The organism is Streptomyces sp. A18, assembly GCF_059026065.1.
In genome coordinates, this window is record NZ_JBWLKL010000044.1 from 39,432 (window position 1) to 52,497 (window position 13,066).

The following is a 13,066-nucleotide window of genomic DNA, read 5'->3' on the forward strand; positions in this document are numbered from 1 at the left end:
GCTGGCACTTTGACGCAACTGAGCTTCGCGTGGCGATTAGGCAAGGCCGACCCCTTGACGCTCAATCGGTGGCATGCCTTACTGCTTCTTGTATACCAATGGCGGTAGCGGTGAGCCCGCGGACTCAAGGAGTTTCATGGCCAGTCCCCTTCCGACGGGCGCGGAAACGGCGCCCGCCGAGCCGCCGGCGAGCGAGGGCAAGACAGCCGAATCCGCCGGCAGGCTCGGTTCCGTTTTCTGGGCCTCCCTGGGCATCTCCGCCGTCTTCGTGGCCTGGGCGGTGCTCTTCACGGAGAACCTGAACACGGTCACGACCACGTCCCTGAACTGGGTCACTGGCACCTTCGGGTGGACCTACCTGGTGGTCACGCTCGCCATCCTGGTCTTCCTGGTCTTCCTGGCCTTCAGCCCCGCGGGCGACATCCGGCTCGGCAAGGACACCGACCGCCCCGAGTTCTCGACGCCGACTTGGTTCGCCATGATCCTCAGCGCGGTCATGGGCATCGGACTCGTCTCGTACGGCGTCGCCGAACCCATCTCCCACCTGGCGGCACCGCCCCACGGCCTCGCCGAGCCGAACACGCCGGACGCGGCGGTAAGGGCCCTGCAGTACTCCTACTTCGACTGGGGCCTGCACGCCTGGGCGATCTTCGCCGTCTTCGGACTCGCCATCGCGTACTCGACCCACCGCAAGCAACGCCGCGCCCTGGTCAGCCAGTTGTTCGTGCCCTTGCTCGGGGACCGCGTGAACGGGCCGATCGGCAAGGCGATCGACGTACTCGCCGTGTTCGCGACGCTCTTCGGCACCACGACCTCGCTCGGCCTGGGAGCACTCCAAGTCAACAACGGCCTGGGCACGTTGTTCGGGATCCCGGTCAACTCGGTGACCCAGGTGCTCATCATCGCCGCCGTCACCGCGGTCTTCACGCTCTCGGCGGTGACCGGCGTCAGCAAGGGCATCAAGTTCCTGAGCCAGGGCAGTTCGCTGCTCGCGGTCGCGCTGTTCGTCTTCATGCTCGTCGTCGGCCCCGCCGTCTTCATCGCGAACCTGTACATCGAGTCCGTGGGCCACTGGGCCACCGACTTCTTCCGGATGAGTCTGCAGGGCACCGCCTTCGGCGGGCTCGCGTGGATGCAGGTGTGGACCTACTTCATGATGGCCTGGTGGGTCTCCTGGGGCGCCTTCGTCGGTGTCTTCCTCGCCCGCATCTCGCGCGGGCGCACCATCCGTGGCTTCATCGTCGGAGTCCTCGTCGTGCCCAGCGTGGTGTTCTTCACCTGGTTCACGGTCTTCGGCGGTACGGCCATCCACCTCGACCTGTTCGAGGGCGGTGACATCGCGCGGCAGACCTCGGCAGACATCAACAGCGCGTTCTTCGCGACCCTCGAACACTTCCCGCTCTCCGGGGTCACCTCGGTGGTCGCGATCCTCCTGGTCGTGATGTTCTTCGTCTCCGGAGCGGACGCCAACACGTACGTACTGAGCATGATGACCTCGGACGGTTCGCTCACCCCGCGCCGCTCGGTGCTCGTCCTCTGGGGCGTCCTCACCGGAGTCACCGCCGTCGCCCTCATGCTCGCCGGCGGACTGACCGCCCTTCAGAACACCGTCATCGTGACGTCCTTGCCGTTCCTCGTGATCATCGCCGGTCTGGCGGTGTCCTTCTGGAAGGAACTGGGCGCCGACCGAAAGGAGAAGAGTGATGTCCCACGCTGAGACCCGTCGCGCACGCACCGAGAAGGTGTGGGCGGTGGCCTGGGGCCAAGGTGACGTCGATGCCCTCGACAAACTCCTGAGCCCGGCCTACCTCCGCCATGGCACGGACCCGCACCCGCAGGACCTGACCGCCTTCAAGGCAGCGATCGTCTCCACACGCGCCGCCTTTCCCGACCTGGTCACGACCATCGACGACATCGTGGTCGACGGCGACAAGGCAGCCATCCGCTGGCACAGCAGCGGAACCCACACGCACTCGTTCCTCGGCGTCCCCGCCACCGAGCGGCGCGTCGACGTCAGCGGTGCCACCTTCGCCCGGTTCGAGGGGGACCACATCGTCGAGGAGTACGTGACGTGGGACCCCCGGGCCCTTCTCTCGGCCCTCGGCATCATCCGCGTGGGGCAGGACTGACGACCACGTGGGACAGGACCGACGATCAACATGACAAGGAGTACCTTCATGGCCCCGCTCGCCTGCAAGCCCGACCTCGACGTGATGAAGCAGGTCAACCGGCAGTTCGTCACCGGTGTCACGGTCGTCACCGCGATGGACGGTGACACCCCTCGAGGTCTCGCCGTCAACGCCTTCTCGAGCATCTCGCTCGACCCCGCCACGGTGATGGTGTGCGTCCAGCGCACCTCGTCCACCCACGACTGCCTCTTCCGTGCGGACCACCTCGCGATCAACATCCTGTCCACGGACCAGCTCGACGTCGTCAGTACCTTCGCGACGAAGTCCGACGACAAGTTCAGGGACCTGGAGTGGCACAGCGGGCCCTGCGGCAGCCCGCTGATCGCCCGGAGCAGCGCGCGGATGGAGGTCGAGATCCGCGAGCGGCTCCAGGCCAGCACCCACACCGTCTTCATCTGCCGGGTGGTGCACGCGGCGGTCGAGGAGCGAGACCCGATGGTCTACAGCGCGGGTAAGTTCTTCGACGGTGGCGCGCTCGCGCCCCTGGGATGACCGGCGGGCGGTTCGGGAGACGGAGGAGGGTTCGGTGAATCGCGGAAAGAGCGAACCGAAGTGGGGGTCCCCCCGGCCGGAGGCTGGGGGTGGGTCGATGCAGGGCAGGGTGATCGCCGAAATGCGCGGGCGGATCATCAAGGGCGACATCGCACCCGGCGCGCCACTCTCGGAACTCGCCCTCGCGGACGAGTTCGGCGTGAGCCGTACGCCGGTGCGCGAGGCACTCAAGCAGTTGCAGACCGAGGGGCTCGTCGAGATCCGGCCTCGTGTCGGGACGTTCGTCACCACACCGTCCCGACGCGAGATCACCGAACTCTTCGAGATGAAGGAGCTCCTGGAGGGCGCCGCCGTACGCCTCCTCGCCCAGCGCGGCCGGGTCCCGGAGATCGACGGGCTCGAACGGAACCTGCGCGAGGCCGACGAGGCGGTGGCGCGCGACGACCGGGAGCGGTACGCGGAGTTGGTCCAGGAGTTCCACGACCTGCTCATCACCGGCGCCGACAACAACAAGCTGGCAGCGCACTACCGCATGCTGATGAACCAACTGGCGTACTCCCGTCTCGTGAACACCTCACTGAGCCAGCCGGGCCGGGCCCTGCAGTCCGACCGTGAACACCACCTCGTCCTGGAACTGATCCTCGAGAAGGACGGCGACAGCGCCGAGCGCGTGATGCGCGAACACGTCAGGGCCAGCCGCCGTGCCCTGCTGGCCAGGCTGCCCATCAGCGGCGCGGGCGAGGGCTTCGGAACGGCGGGCTAGCGGGCACACATCCGATCGGAGGCCTCCACGAGGAGTCGACTGACTGTCTGAGGGCACTCGGCAGGCGCGCAGTTGAACTGTTGTTCCGAGGGTCGGAGGACTCCATGATCGCGCTCGGCATCATTTTGCTCATCATCGGCATGCTGGCCGGAATCTCGCTCCTGTGGACCATCGGCGTCGTACTCGTCGTCGTCGGGGCGGCAATGTGGATCCTCGGGTCCGTCGGCCACGCGGTCGGCGGACGGAAGCATTACTGGTAGACGGCCCCGCACGACGCCTACAGGCGTCGATCATTCGTGCCGTCCACTCCGGCTCCGGCGCAGCGGGCGCGCTGGCCCACGGGGGGGCGCAGGTCAGTTGCTGCGGGGCGCGTACATGATCACGGCCATCCCCGCGAGGCACACCAGGGCGCCCACGACGTCGTAACGGTCGGGCCGGTAGCCGTCGGCCACCATGCCCCAGGCGATCGACCCGGCCACGAAGATGCCGCCATAGGCGGCGAGGATGCGGCCGAAGTTCCCGTCGGACTGGAAGGTGGCGACGACGCCGTACAGACCGAGGGCGATGACTCCCGCGCCGATCCAGATCCAGCCCTTGTGCTCCCGGATGCCTTGCCAGACCAGCCAGGCACCGCCGATCTCGAAGAGGGCGGCGACGAGGAACAGGGCCAGGGAACGAGCGACGATCATAGGCTCGACCCTACCGACGCCCCGTGGCCGTGATCCTCATCGGGCGATCGACATCGAGCTGCCCTCATCCGCATGCGCCCTCACCGGGTAGCGTGCGTGTTCATGACGCGCGCCTGGATCTTGCCGATGCTGCTGGTTCTGTGCGGTTCAGTCGTTGCGACTGGGCTGGCCTCCGGCGGGAGCCCCGGTGCGGCCGCAGTACTCCTGCTGCTGTTCGTCCTCCTCGCCTACGTGCACTCGCCGCTGATCTTCCCGACCTCGACCGGGGTGGTGGAAGCGGAACGCCGCAGCGCGCTCGACGGCCGGCCTGTCGTCTTCTGGCGGTCGGGCTGCACGTACTGTCTGCGGCTGCGCATCCGGTTGGGCCCGAGCGCCCGGCAGTTGCACTGGGTCGACATCTGGCGTGACCCGGCGGGCGCGGCGGCGGTGCGGGCGGCCAACGACGGCAACGAGACCGTGCCCACGGTCGTCGTGGCGGGTCGGCCGCACACCAACCCCGATCCCGCATGGGTGCGTGAGCAGCTGCGTCGGGCCACGGACACGCCGCGCCCGTAGCGGGAGACCCGCCCGTAGTGGGAGGCCGGGGCGTCCGGTCGCCGCCGCGAGCGTGCGGCGGCGGCGACCGGGGCGCGAGCGACCGCGGCTCCCCTCGATCGGTCCTCGCGCAAGGTGCCCACCAGCGGTGCGAGGCTGCGGGAGTTGCCTCGCCGACGCGTCTGGAGGGCGGATGCTGGAGCCGCGTTGTCGGTGATGCGGCTCCAGCCGGCCTGGGCGGTCGGTCACGGCTCGGGGGCTGGGAGCCTGCGGTGTGGGCGTGAGCCCGACTTCACCTGAACCGAGAGTAGAAGGAAAGCCGGGGTGATCGGAAGCGGGCGGAGCTGGTCACGCCGATCGGACCGTCGCCATGGGGCGGAGGGAGACGGAAGCGGCCCGCTCGTGGACCCGGGACCCGGGACCGGACGCACGGCCGAGCAGTACGCTGACGCCCATGGCATGCCGAATCAGTGAACTGGTCGTCGAGTCTGCGGACCCCGACCGGCTGGCAGCGTTCTGGTGCGACGTTCTTGACTACGTGGAACTCGAACGATGCGACGACGGCAGCATCGAGATCGGCCCCGCGAAAGGCTTCGGCAGCCCGCAACCCGTCCTCGTCCTCAGCCCGAACAGTGCCCCCCGGGTCGGCAGGCTCAGGCTGCACATCGATGTCAGCGCCACCGACCGTGACCAGGAAGCCGAGTTGGAGAGGCTCCTGGGCCTCGGCGCCGTGCACGCCGATGTCGGCCAGACCGGCACCGAGAGCTGGTACGTCCTCGCGGACCCGGAGGGCAACGAGTTCTGTCTCCTGCACACCCGGCTCGCCCCCGTGTGACCTCCACGCTCCCCCGCAGGGGTTCCCGGGCAGCGTGGCGTCCGAGCCGGATCCTCAGCTGCCGCCCAAGGTGCGCTCCAGAAGCGGGAGCAGGCGGTCCCAATGGCGTTGCAGCGCCGCGGGGTTGAAGGCATCGGTGTCGGACATGGTGAAGCCGTGGATGGTGTCGGGGTAGATCTCGGTGGTGTAGTCGACACCAGCGGCGTCCAGGGCGTGGTTGAGCTCGCTGATGGCCTCGGGCGTCAAGTCGCCTTCGGCGAGGCCGAGATGGACCTGGGCGGTGAGCTTGGGGACGAGGCGGTGCGGGCTGTCCGGCGCGTCGGTGACCAGGAAGCCGGGATGGAATCCGGCGACGGCGGCCACCTTCTCGGGGTGGGCGGTCGCGGTGCGCATCGCCAACGCGGCGCCCAGGCAGTAGCCGATCACGCCGACCGGTCCCGCGCTCACTTCGGGCTGCGTGGTGAGGAACCTCAAGTAGGCGTCGGCGTCGCTCAGGACCCGTTCGGTGGTGTGCGCCTCCACCAGGGGCATCAACTGGGCGAAGACCGCGGGCCGGACCTCTTCTCCGACGTGCGCGGGAAGTTCGATGACCGGGGCCGTGCCGTGCCGGTAGTAGAGGTTGGGGACGAGTACGTAGTACCCGTGCCCGGCCAGTTCGCGGGCCTTGTCCTCCAACTCGGGCCGTACGCCGAAGGCGTCCGGGTACAGCAGCACTCCCGGGTGCCGCTCGCCGCCGTCGGGGTAGGCCGCGAAGGCGTCGGCCCGGCCGTCCGGTGTGGGTATCTGCAGTGACTTGGTGGGCAAGTTGTTCCTTCCTTGATCCATGTCCGCGACTCTAGTCCCTAGTGCGGAACTCTCCCCCGTAACCGCCCGTACCCGCCGTTTTGCGACGGGGCAGTTCGAGACCGGTCAGTCGGTCCTGGGCTTGCTGAACTCCTCGATCAGCACGGGGTATTGCTCCCCACCGTGCCCAGCGGCGATCGAGCGGTCGGCCATCGCCTTGAGCAGCTTCGGCAGTTCGGCATTGACGCCCAGCGCCTCGCTCTCCTCGATCAGGTGCCCCATCGCCCGCGCGTCGGTGTCCAGGGCCGACACCTCGGCCGGGAAGGAGCCCGCGTCGATCTGCTCGGCGTATCCAGGGAGCCATTCGGCCACACCGGCGGCGATCTGCCGCGCGAACGGCGCGTACGTCGCGGCGTCGACGCCGGCCGTCTTGAGAAGTGCGGTGCCCTGGAGCCAGGCGTTCAGGACGCTCCACATCATGGCCAGGCCTGCCACGTCGTACAGGGACGCCAGGCCGTGGTCCGCACCGAGGTAGGTGACGGTACCGAGGGCGCCGAGTGTCGACTCGTATGCCTCGAAGTCCGGCTGCGGTCCGCTGTGCAGGATCACCGCATCGGCGGTCCCGATCGCCGGCGGGACGGCCATGATGGCGCCGTCCAGGTAGCGGGCGCCGCGCTGCTCGGCCCATCGGGCGGCGTCCCGGGCCTGGGCGGAGTCTCCGGAGGTCAGGTTGATCAACGTCGTGCCGCCCAGGCCGACATCGCTCGCGCCGAGCAGCTCGTACATGGCCGCGTAGTCGGTGAGGCAGACGATCACCAGGGGACTTGCCTTGAGCGCGTCGCCGACGGTCGGCGCCGACTGGGCGCCCGCGGCGACGAGTTGGTCGGCCTTGGATGCCGTACGGTTCCACACGGTCGTGGGATGACCGGCTTTCAGGAACGCACCGGCCAGTGCCTGGCCCATACGACCGAGTCCGATGACGGTAATAGATGTAGCGGTTTTGTTGTTCATGGCAACATCGTCAACGTTGATACCGGTATGAAGGTCACGCGAGGTTTCGATGCGGATCGGAGAACTGGGTCGCCGGACGGGCGTCAACGCCCATCAGTTGCGCGTGGGGAGAGCTATCCGCCCCTGGACGCCGCCGACCAGGACCCCGTCCCCGCCTGACGACGCCGAGCCCGCACCGGCACCAGTGGCCACCGGCCCTGGTGCCGGCGTCTGTCCGCGGCTACCGACCCTCGGGCCGGCGTCTGTCCCCGATCACCTGGATTCGACCAGCCCGAACGCGTCGGGGCCGGTGGCCAGCGCGTCCTGAGCTTCCTTCCATGCATGGTCGCCGGGCTGGAACTGGCTGCGGAGGTAGGCCGCGGAGAGCCGTCCGAGCGCCGCGACTCGATCGGGGCTCTCATCCGTGGTCTCTTCGGCGTCATACCCGCTGATCCCGCCGAGTCCGTGCTCCGCGTCGAACAGGGTGAGCAACGTCTTGGGAGCAGGTGCGAGGCGGTACGGGTCGGCGTACCAGTCCGGACCCGCCTCCGTGAAGTGCCGGGGGTCGTCCTTGCCTCCGGCTACGACCAGCGCGGGCGTGGTCATGGTGGAGAAGTCGATGGTCCGGAAGATCGGCCACCGCTCGGCCATGACCCCGGTGAGGATGTCGCCACCCCTGCCGGGAGCGGCCAGCAACACACCCTGCTTGATGCGGGGTTCGATGAGGTCTGCCTCCTGGCCGTCGTCGCGGTCGGTGATCCGGGCGCCCAGCAGAAGGGCGGCGGTGAAGCCGCCCAGCGAGTGTCCGGCCACGGCGACACTGCCGTGGTCCATCCGACCGGCAAGCTGCGGCACCGCCTCGTCGATCGCGTCGAGCCGGTCGAGGATGTGGGTCATGTCCTCGGCGCGTGAACGCCAGAACAAGGGAGCTCCGGGGGTCTCCGCGTGAAGGTGACTGAGCGTCCTGGAGCTGAGGTGGGTGGGCTGGATGACGACGAAGCCGTGTTCGGCCCAGAGGTTGGCGAGCGGGGCGTAGCCGTTCAGCGAGGAGAGGTGGTTCGAGTAGCCGTGGCCGTGCGACAGGAGGATGACCGGCAGGTCGGTTCCGGTCGCGGGTGCGGTGACGCGCACCTGAAGGTCGACGGGACGTCCGGGCACGGACAGCACCACCGGGCTGTACGAGAGGACGGGGGCGGGCGAGTCACCGGTGTCGGTGTCGGTGATGGAAGTCGATGTGCTCACGATGTGTGAATCCCTTCGGTTTTCCCACTGGGCCTGTGCCGCCGATCTCCTGGGATGGGGTCGGGTCGGGGTGTGAGGCGGGGAGGCAGGGCCGGCTTCGACTAGACTGAGAATTGAATCGGAACGTTGCTCCACTTACGATACGGAACAGTGTTCCGCTTGGCAAGCAGAACACTGTTCCGATCCAGCACCCCAGAGCCGTGATACGTCCCAGAGCCCTGCTACCGAGAGGAGACCGCGGTGCCCAGTGCAGGCCAGCCCGGAGATGCGCCAGCCCCGAGCAAGCGGGCCGACGCGGTGCGCAATCAGCAGAAGCTGCTTGCCGCCGCAGCCGAGGTGTTCGTCACCTCCGGCGTCGATGCGCCGATCCGCGAGATCGCGGCCAAGGCGGGCGTCGGCATGGGAACGATCTACCGCCACTTCCCGACGCGGGCGGATCTCGTCGTGGCCGTCTTCCGCCATCAGGTCGAGGCGTGCGCCGAAGCCGGCCCGAGCCTCCTCGCCCGTGCCGACTCACCCCTTGCGGCGCTGCGTCAGTGGATCGATGTCTTCGTCGACTTCCTGGTCACCAAGCACGGGCTCGCCAACACGGTGCAGCCGGACAGCAGCGGATTCGCCGCGCTCCACACCTACTTCCTCGACCGACTGCTCCCCGTCGCCGAGCAGTTGCTCGCCGCCGCGGTCGACTCGGGCGAGATCAGGCCCGGCACGCAGCCCTACGAGCTGATGCGCGGCATCGGCAACCTCTGCATCGGATCCGCCGGCGACCCCCGTTACGACCCCCGCCGTCTGGTCGCACTGCTCCTCCAGGGCCTCCAGCAGCCGCGGAGCTCCTGACGCCCACCACGCCTCGTCGACCGGCCGTGAACGCGCAGGCGGCGCGTCCGGTGGATCAGGCGCAGCAGTCACAGCCGGAGCGGCGGCCGCACGCGTCCTTCTTGGTCAGGTCCCTCGCGCTCGGGGCGGGGACGGCGCAGCAGGCGTCGCCACGCCAGGCGTCGCGGCCCTCCTTCAACGCCACGACGGCGATCACCAGGGCAGCTATCGGGTCGGCCCAGGACCAGCCGAACAGCCAGTTGGCCAGCAGGCCGACGAGGAGCACCGCCGACAAGTAGGTGCACAGCAGGGTCTGTTGGGAATCGGCCACAGCCGAGGCCGAGCCCAGTTCGCGGCCCGCGCGGCGCTGAGCGGCGGAGAGGAACGGCATGATCGCGAGGGAGAGTGCGGCGAGCACGATGCCCGGCAGCGAGTGCCCGGCCTCCCCCGTGCCGGTGATGGCCCGGACGGCGTCCACGGCGACGTAGGCGGCGAGCGCGAAGAACGACACGGCGATGATGCGCAGGGCGGTCTTCTCGCGGGCCTCGCGCACCGCGTGGTCGGTGGCGGAGAACTGCCAGGCCACCGCGGCGGCCGACGAGACTTCGATGACGGAGTCGAGACCGAAACCGATCAGGGCGGTGGACGAGGCCATCGTGCCTGCCGTGATGGCGACGACGGCTTCGATGACGTTGTAGGTGATGGTGGTGGCGACGAGCAGGCGTATGCGGCGTGCGAGCACGTCCCGGCGGGCGGCGGAGGGGCCGAGGGATATCGAGGCCATCAGCAGCAGCCCTTTTCGTCCGCGTCCGGGCAGGTGCGATCGGCCTCGACGGCCACCACGGCGGTACGCAGGTCCTCCAGCGCGTGCCCCAGCCGCTCGTCGGCCAGTTCGTAGCGCGTGCGCCGACCGTCCGGCACGGCCACGACCAGGCCGCAGTCCCGCAGACAGGCCAGGTGGTTGGAGAGCCGGGTGCGCGAGACGCCGAGGGTCTCGGCCACCTCGGAGGGGTAGGCCGGGCTTTCGGCGAGGGCGAGCAGAATGCGGCAGCGGATCGGGTCGGCCAGCGCTCGGCCGAACCGGGCAAGCACCTCGACCTGGGAAGCGATGGTCAGCACACTCAGACAGTACATGAATCTCTGAATTCAGGAAATGCTGTACTCATATCTGGTCGCAGGACGGTCGGAACCCGGACCACGACTGTTGCGCAGTCACGAGAACCTTGCGCTCCGCAAGCGTTGGCGCCTACAGGCGAAGGGGGCTCGGAACGTACTGTTCAGCTTCGCCGTCGGACTGCTCCTCATGACCGGTGGCATGTACGGCAGAGTCAGCGGAAGCCTCCCCCACGACAACCCGTACTGGCGCTCCCGCCATGAAATGAGCCGGGACGTGCGTGGCGGGTCTTCTCCGAGGCACGCGTCCTCGTCAGGCGAAAGCCACCGTCACGAACAGGACCAGTGAGCAGGCCAGTTCGATCAGCCCCACAGTTCGGACCCGCAGCCTCCTGTCCGGCAGTAGCGCGGCGCGCGCGAGGCACACGGAGAACAGCACCGCCAGCAGCGGGTCGAGCAGCGTCGCGCAGATCAGGGCGGCGAGGTGGTAGGCGACCGACGCGTACAGGTAGCGGCGGTTGCGGCGTTCTCGGATCGTGGACTTGACGTACAGGACCGTTCCGCCGAAGTAGAGCAGACAGGCGGCCAGCGGTGCCGCCCCCTCAGAGAGCGTGCCGCCGCCCAGGAGCAGCGCGACGAGCAGCATGGCGCACGCGGGCACGACCGCGACCAGGCCGTTCACCAGTGCACGCTCCCGATTCCGCAGCGCGTAAAGGGTGTTCACCGCCCAGAACGGCAGTGCCGCCGCCACCGCGACGAGCAGCCAGGGCCGCACCACCACAAGCGGCATGCCGACCAGGATCAGCGCGGTGGCGAAGGTGAGGAACGGCCGCGTGTGGCGGTCAGCCGCACGGGGATTACGGGACCACCGGCGCAGTCGTACGTATTGCTGAAGGTGGAAGGTGGCGGCGTACGCGAGCAGCAAGCACACGAACACCGGCAGGTGCAGCCAGGTCGGCGCGCCCAGAAAGGTGCCTGCGGCGAACGGCACGGCGAGCATGGCCCACGCGCCGTGCTGATCGGGTACCCACTTCGACTGTGCGCGGGCGGGCACCCCTGCGGAACGGGCGCCGATTTGAGTGGCCGCGCTCATGCCGCGACCGCCCTCGCCGGGGCGGCTGCGGCGGAACTCGCCGTGGAACCGGCAAGGGGAACGGAGCCCGGCCACGACAGCGGTTCCACCTTCGTGCCCGCTTCCGCGCCCTCCGGCGGGATGGCCGCCAATACTGCCTCCCCGTGGCGGAGCCGTCCGCCGGGGTGGCCCGCCAGGACCCGGTCGCCCCGTAGGCCCCAGGGCCCCGGCCCACGGACCGCCCAGCCGTCCATCGCCGAGCCGTCGAGGGCGGGCACGTCGGTGGGCTCGCCCAGCGGTCCGGCCAGCGCCTGGCCGATGGCTTCGGTCAGGGGCCGCCGCTCGGGCGGCAGGGCTCGTACGGCAGACGCGGCAACGGCGCGGGCGTTCGCCCAGGCATGCATGAGTGACCGACCTTCTCTCGCCCTGTGACGCCGGCTGGACCGCGCCAGGGAAACGTCAGGGAATCAGGGAGCGGGGCGGGAAGAACCCGGCGGGTCAAAAGCCCTCTCCCTTCCGCACTTTGGTCCGGAATCCCACCATGTCACCTGCGCGCACACCGAATTGCGGAATTAGGTCACTGCTCGGTGGGACTTAAGTCCCCGGGTTCGACCCGAAAAGCAGGCTTAGGGTCTGAACAGGCCACCGAATTTCCCGGCATTCTGTCGGCAAGCCAGGGGCGCACTCTTTCCATTCTCGGAGGGTCAAGTTGCGGCAGAATCAGCGCGGAGCCACGGAGGCGCTGCTCAAGGCCGGGCGGTATTTCACCCGGGACGAAGTGTCCGACGACCTGAGGTCGGTGCACCGCACGGGCGGTCGCGACGGCGAGGTGTTCTACCGCGACCGCTGGAGCCACGACAAGGTCGTGAACTCCACGCACGGCGTGAACTGCACCGGCTCCTGCCGCTGGAAGGTGTACGTCAAGGACGGCATCATCACCTGGGAGACCCAGGCGACCGACTACCCCTCGGTCGGCCCGGACCGCCCCGAGTACGAGCCGCGCGGCTGCCCCCGCGGCGCCTCCTTCTCCTGGTACAGCTACTCCCCGACCCGGGTGCGCCACCCCTATGTGCGCGGCACGCTCCTCGCGATGTACCGCGAGGCCAAGAAGCGCCTGGGCGACCCCGTCCTCGCCTGGGCCGACATCCAGCGCGATCCGGTGCGCCGACGCACGTACCAGCAGGCCAGGGGCAAGGGCGGCCTGGTGCGCGCGAGCTGGGACGAGGCCGTGGAGATCGCCGCCGCCGCGCAGGTGCACACCATCAAGGAGCATGGTCCCGACCGGGTGGCGGGGTTCTCCCCCATCCCCGCCATGTCCATGGCCTCGCACGCCGCAGGCGCCCGATTCCACTCCCTCATCGGCGCCCCGATGCTGTCCTTCTACGACTGGTACGCGGACCTGCCGGTCGCATCCCCGCAGGTCTTCGGCGACCAGACGGACGTGCCGGAGTCGGGCGACTGGTGGGACGCCGCCTACCTGATGATGTGGGGCTCGAACGTCCCCGTCACCCGTACCCCCGACGCGCACTGGATGGCCGAGGCCCGCTA

Annotated in this window: 17 protein-coding genes and 1 pseudogene; 10 read left to right on the top strand and 8 right to left on the bottom strand. The window is 69.0% G+C overall.

Annotation, left to right across the window (positions count from 1 at the left end; translation table 11 throughout):
- Positions 1–136: 136 nt before the first annotated feature.
- The 5 genes from AC5P1C_RS37665 (at position 137) to AC5P1C_RS37685 (ending at position 3,704) form a co-directional block, all read left to right on the top strand.
- Positions 137–1,717 (top strand): BCCT family transporter, encoded by a 1,581-nt coding sequence (locus AC5P1C_RS37665; RefSeq protein ID WP_493870479.1) that lies wholly within the window; start codon positions 137–139, stop codon positions 1,715–1,717.
- Complete coding sequence (locus tag AC5P1C_RS37670; RefSeq protein ID WP_493870480.1) at positions 1,704–2,129, top strand: ester cyclase; 426 nt, start codon at positions 1,704–1,706, stop codon at positions 2,127–2,129. Before AC5P1C_RS37665 ends, AC5P1C_RS37670 begins: the two co-directional genes overlap by 14 nt.
- A gap of 48 nt (positions 2,130–2,177) precedes the next feature.
- Entirely contained in the window at positions 2,178–2,681 is a 504-nt protein-coding gene (locus AC5P1C_RS37675; RefSeq protein WP_493870481.1) for a flavin reductase family protein, read from the top strand.
- A gap of 97 nt (positions 2,682–2,778) precedes the next feature.
- The gene (locus tag AC5P1C_RS37680; protein ID WP_493870482.1) at positions 2,779–3,444 is read left to right on the top strand and encodes a GntR family transcriptional regulator; all 666 of its coding nucleotides are present in this window, start codon (positions 2,779–2,781) and stop codon (positions 3,442–3,444) included.
- Positions 3,445–3,548: 104 nt separating this feature from the next.
- Complete coding sequence (locus AC5P1C_RS37685) at positions 3,549–3,704, top strand: DUF6131 family protein (protein ID WP_493870483.1); 156 nt, start codon at positions 3,549–3,551, stop codon at positions 3,702–3,704.
- Positions 3,705–3,797: 93 nt separating this feature from the next.
- On the opposite strand, the gene AC5P1C_RS37690 is transcribed toward AC5P1C_RS37685, so the two are convergent.
- Complete coding sequence (locus AC5P1C_RS37690; RefSeq protein ID WP_493870484.1) at positions 3,798–4,133, bottom strand: YnfA family protein; 336 nt, start codon at positions 4,131–4,133, stop codon at positions 3,798–3,800.
- Positions 4,134–4,235: 102 nt separating this feature from the next.
- Here AC5P1C_RS37690 and AC5P1C_RS37695 point away from each other — a divergent pair, with 102 nt between their 5' ends.
- Together AC5P1C_RS37695 and AC5P1C_RS37700 are read left to right on the top strand one after the other, a co-directional pair.
- Positions 4,236–4,688, top strand: coding sequence for a glutaredoxin domain-containing protein (locus AC5P1C_RS37695; protein ID WP_493870485.1), 453 nt, complete (start codon positions 4,236–4,238; stop codon positions 4,686–4,688).
- 433 nt (positions 4,689–5,121) lie between these two features.
- A complete protein-coding gene (locus AC5P1C_RS37700) occupies positions 5,122–5,502 on the top strand; it encodes a VOC family protein (RefSeq protein WP_493870486.1) in 381 nt (126 codons plus the stop codon).
- A gap of 54 nt (positions 5,503–5,556) precedes the next feature.
- On the opposite strand, the gene AC5P1C_RS37705 is transcribed toward AC5P1C_RS37700, so the two are convergent.
- From AC5P1C_RS37705 to AC5P1C_RS37715, 3 genes are all read right to left on the bottom strand, one after another.
- On the bottom strand, positions 5,557–6,306 hold the full coding sequence (locus AC5P1C_RS37705) for a dienelactone hydrolase family protein (protein WP_493870495.1): 750 nt from the start codon (positions 6,304–6,306) through the stop codon (positions 5,557–5,559).
- Positions 6,307–6,411: 105 nt separating this feature from the next.
- Positions 6,412–7,296 (bottom strand): NAD(P)-dependent oxidoreductase, encoded by an 885-nt coding sequence (locus AC5P1C_RS37710; RefSeq protein ID WP_493870487.1) that lies wholly within the window; start codon positions 7,294–7,296, stop codon positions 6,412–6,414.
- Between the two features lie 252 nt (positions 7,297–7,548).
- Positions 7,549–8,517 (bottom strand): alpha/beta hydrolase family protein, encoded by a 969-nt coding sequence (locus AC5P1C_RS37715; protein WP_493870488.1) that lies wholly within the window; start codon positions 8,515–8,517, stop codon positions 7,549–7,551.
- A gap of 240 nt (positions 8,518–8,757) precedes the next feature.
- Here AC5P1C_RS37715 and AC5P1C_RS37720 point away from each other — a divergent pair, with 240 nt between their 5' ends.
- Positions 8,758–9,354 (top strand): TetR/AcrR family transcriptional regulator, encoded by a 597-nt coding sequence (locus AC5P1C_RS37720; RefSeq protein ID WP_493870489.1) that lies wholly within the window; start codon positions 8,758–8,760, stop codon positions 9,352–9,354.
- A 55-nt stretch (positions 9,355–9,409) separates the two neighbouring features.
- Here AC5P1C_RS37720 and AC5P1C_RS37725 read toward each other — a convergent pair whose 3' ends face one another.
- On the bottom strand, positions 9,410–10,117 hold the full coding sequence (locus tag AC5P1C_RS37725; protein ID WP_493870490.1) for a cation efflux transmembrane domain-containing protein: 708 nt from the start codon (positions 10,115–10,117) through the stop codon (positions 9,410–9,412).
- Positions 10,117–10,467: an ArsR/SmtB family transcription factor gene (locus AC5P1C_RS37730; RefSeq protein WP_493870491.1), complete on the bottom strand. Its 351-nt coding sequence runs from the start codon at positions 10,465–10,467 to the stop codon at positions 10,117–10,119. The genes AC5P1C_RS37725 and AC5P1C_RS37730 overlap by 1 nt, the downstream gene beginning before the upstream one ends.
- Positions 10,468–10,597: 130 nt before the next feature.
- Here AC5P1C_RS37730 and AC5P1C_RS37735 point away from each other — a divergent pair.
- Positions 10,598–10,795, top strand: a pseudogene (locus AC5P1C_RS37735) (DUF4383 domain-containing protein); the annotation flags it as partial.
- Here AC5P1C_RS37735 and AC5P1C_RS37740 read toward each other — a convergent pair.
- Both AC5P1C_RS37740 and AC5P1C_RS37745 read right to left on the bottom strand, forming a co-directional pair.
- On the bottom strand, positions 10,760–11,539 hold the full coding sequence (locus AC5P1C_RS37740; RefSeq protein WP_493870492.1) for a YwiC-like family protein: 780 nt from the start codon (positions 11,537–11,539) through the stop codon (positions 10,760–10,762). The pseudogene AC5P1C_RS37735 and the gene AC5P1C_RS37740 overlap by 36 nt on opposite strands.
- Positions 11,536–11,922 carry a hypothetical protein gene (locus AC5P1C_RS37745; protein ID WP_493870493.1) on the bottom strand — a complete coding sequence of 129 codons (387 nt, stop codon included), beginning with the start codon at positions 11,920–11,922 and terminating at the stop codon, positions 11,536–11,538. The genes AC5P1C_RS37740 and AC5P1C_RS37745 overlap by 4 nt, the downstream gene beginning before the upstream one ends.
- Before the next feature lie 305 nt (positions 11,923–12,227).
- Here AC5P1C_RS37745 and AC5P1C_RS37750 point away from each other — a divergent pair.
- A partial coding sequence (locus AC5P1C_RS37750) for a molybdopterin-dependent oxidoreductase (protein WP_493870494.1) occupies positions 12,228–13,066 on the top strand: 839 nt, incomplete at its 3' end.

Bases quoted from the DNA above. Each gene is read 5' to 3' on its own strand.
- AC5P1C_RS37680 (WP_493870482.1), top strand. From the start codon at position 2,779: ATGCAGGGCAGGGTGATCGCCGAAATGCGCGGGCGGATCATCAAGGGC.
- AC5P1C_RS37685 (WP_493870483.1), top strand. From the start codon at position 3,549: ATGATCGCGCTCGGCATCATTTTGCTCATCATCGGCATGCTGGCCGGA.
- AC5P1C_RS37745 (WP_493870493.1), bottom strand. From the start codon at position 11,922: ATGCATGCCTGGGCGAACGCCCGCGCCGTTGCCGCGTCTGCCGTACGA.
- AC5P1C_RS37710 (WP_493870487.1), bottom strand. From the start codon at position 7,296: ATGAACAACAAAACCGCTACATCTATTACCGTCATCGGACTCGGTCGT.
- AC5P1C_RS37740 (WP_493870492.1), bottom strand. From the start codon at position 11,539: ATGAGCGCGGCCACTCAAATCGGCGCCCGTTCCGCAGGGGTGCCCGCC.
- AC5P1C_RS37665 (WP_493870479.1), top strand. From the start codon at position 137: ATGGCCAGTCCCCTTCCGACGGGCGCGGAAACGGCGCCCGCCGAGCCG.
- AC5P1C_RS37670 (WP_493870480.1), top strand. From the start codon at position 1,704: ATGTCCCACGCTGAGACCCGTCGCGCACGCACCGAGAAGGTGTGGGCG.
- AC5P1C_RS37695 (WP_493870485.1), top strand. From the start codon at position 4,236: ATGACGCGCGCCTGGATCTTGCCGATGCTGCTGGTTCTGTGCGGTTCA.
- AC5P1C_RS37700 (WP_493870486.1), top strand. From the start codon at position 5,122: ATGGCATGCCGAATCAGTGAACTGGTCGTCGAGTCTGCGGACCCCGAC.
- AC5P1C_RS37690 (WP_493870484.1), bottom strand. From the start codon at position 4,133: ATGATCGTCGCTCGTTCCCTGGCCCTGTTCCTCGTCGCCGCCCTCTTC.
- AC5P1C_RS37730 (WP_493870491.1), bottom strand. From the start codon at position 10,467: ATGTACTGTCTGAGTGTGCTGACCATCGCTTCCCAGGTCGAGGTGCTT.
- AC5P1C_RS37725 (WP_493870490.1), bottom strand. From the start codon at position 10,117: ATGGCCTCGATATCCCTCGGCCCCTCCGCCGCCCGCCGGGACGTGCTC.
- AC5P1C_RS37675 (WP_493870481.1), top strand. From the start codon at position 2,178: ATGGCCCCGCTCGCCTGCAAGCCCGACCTCGACGTGATGAAGCAGGTC.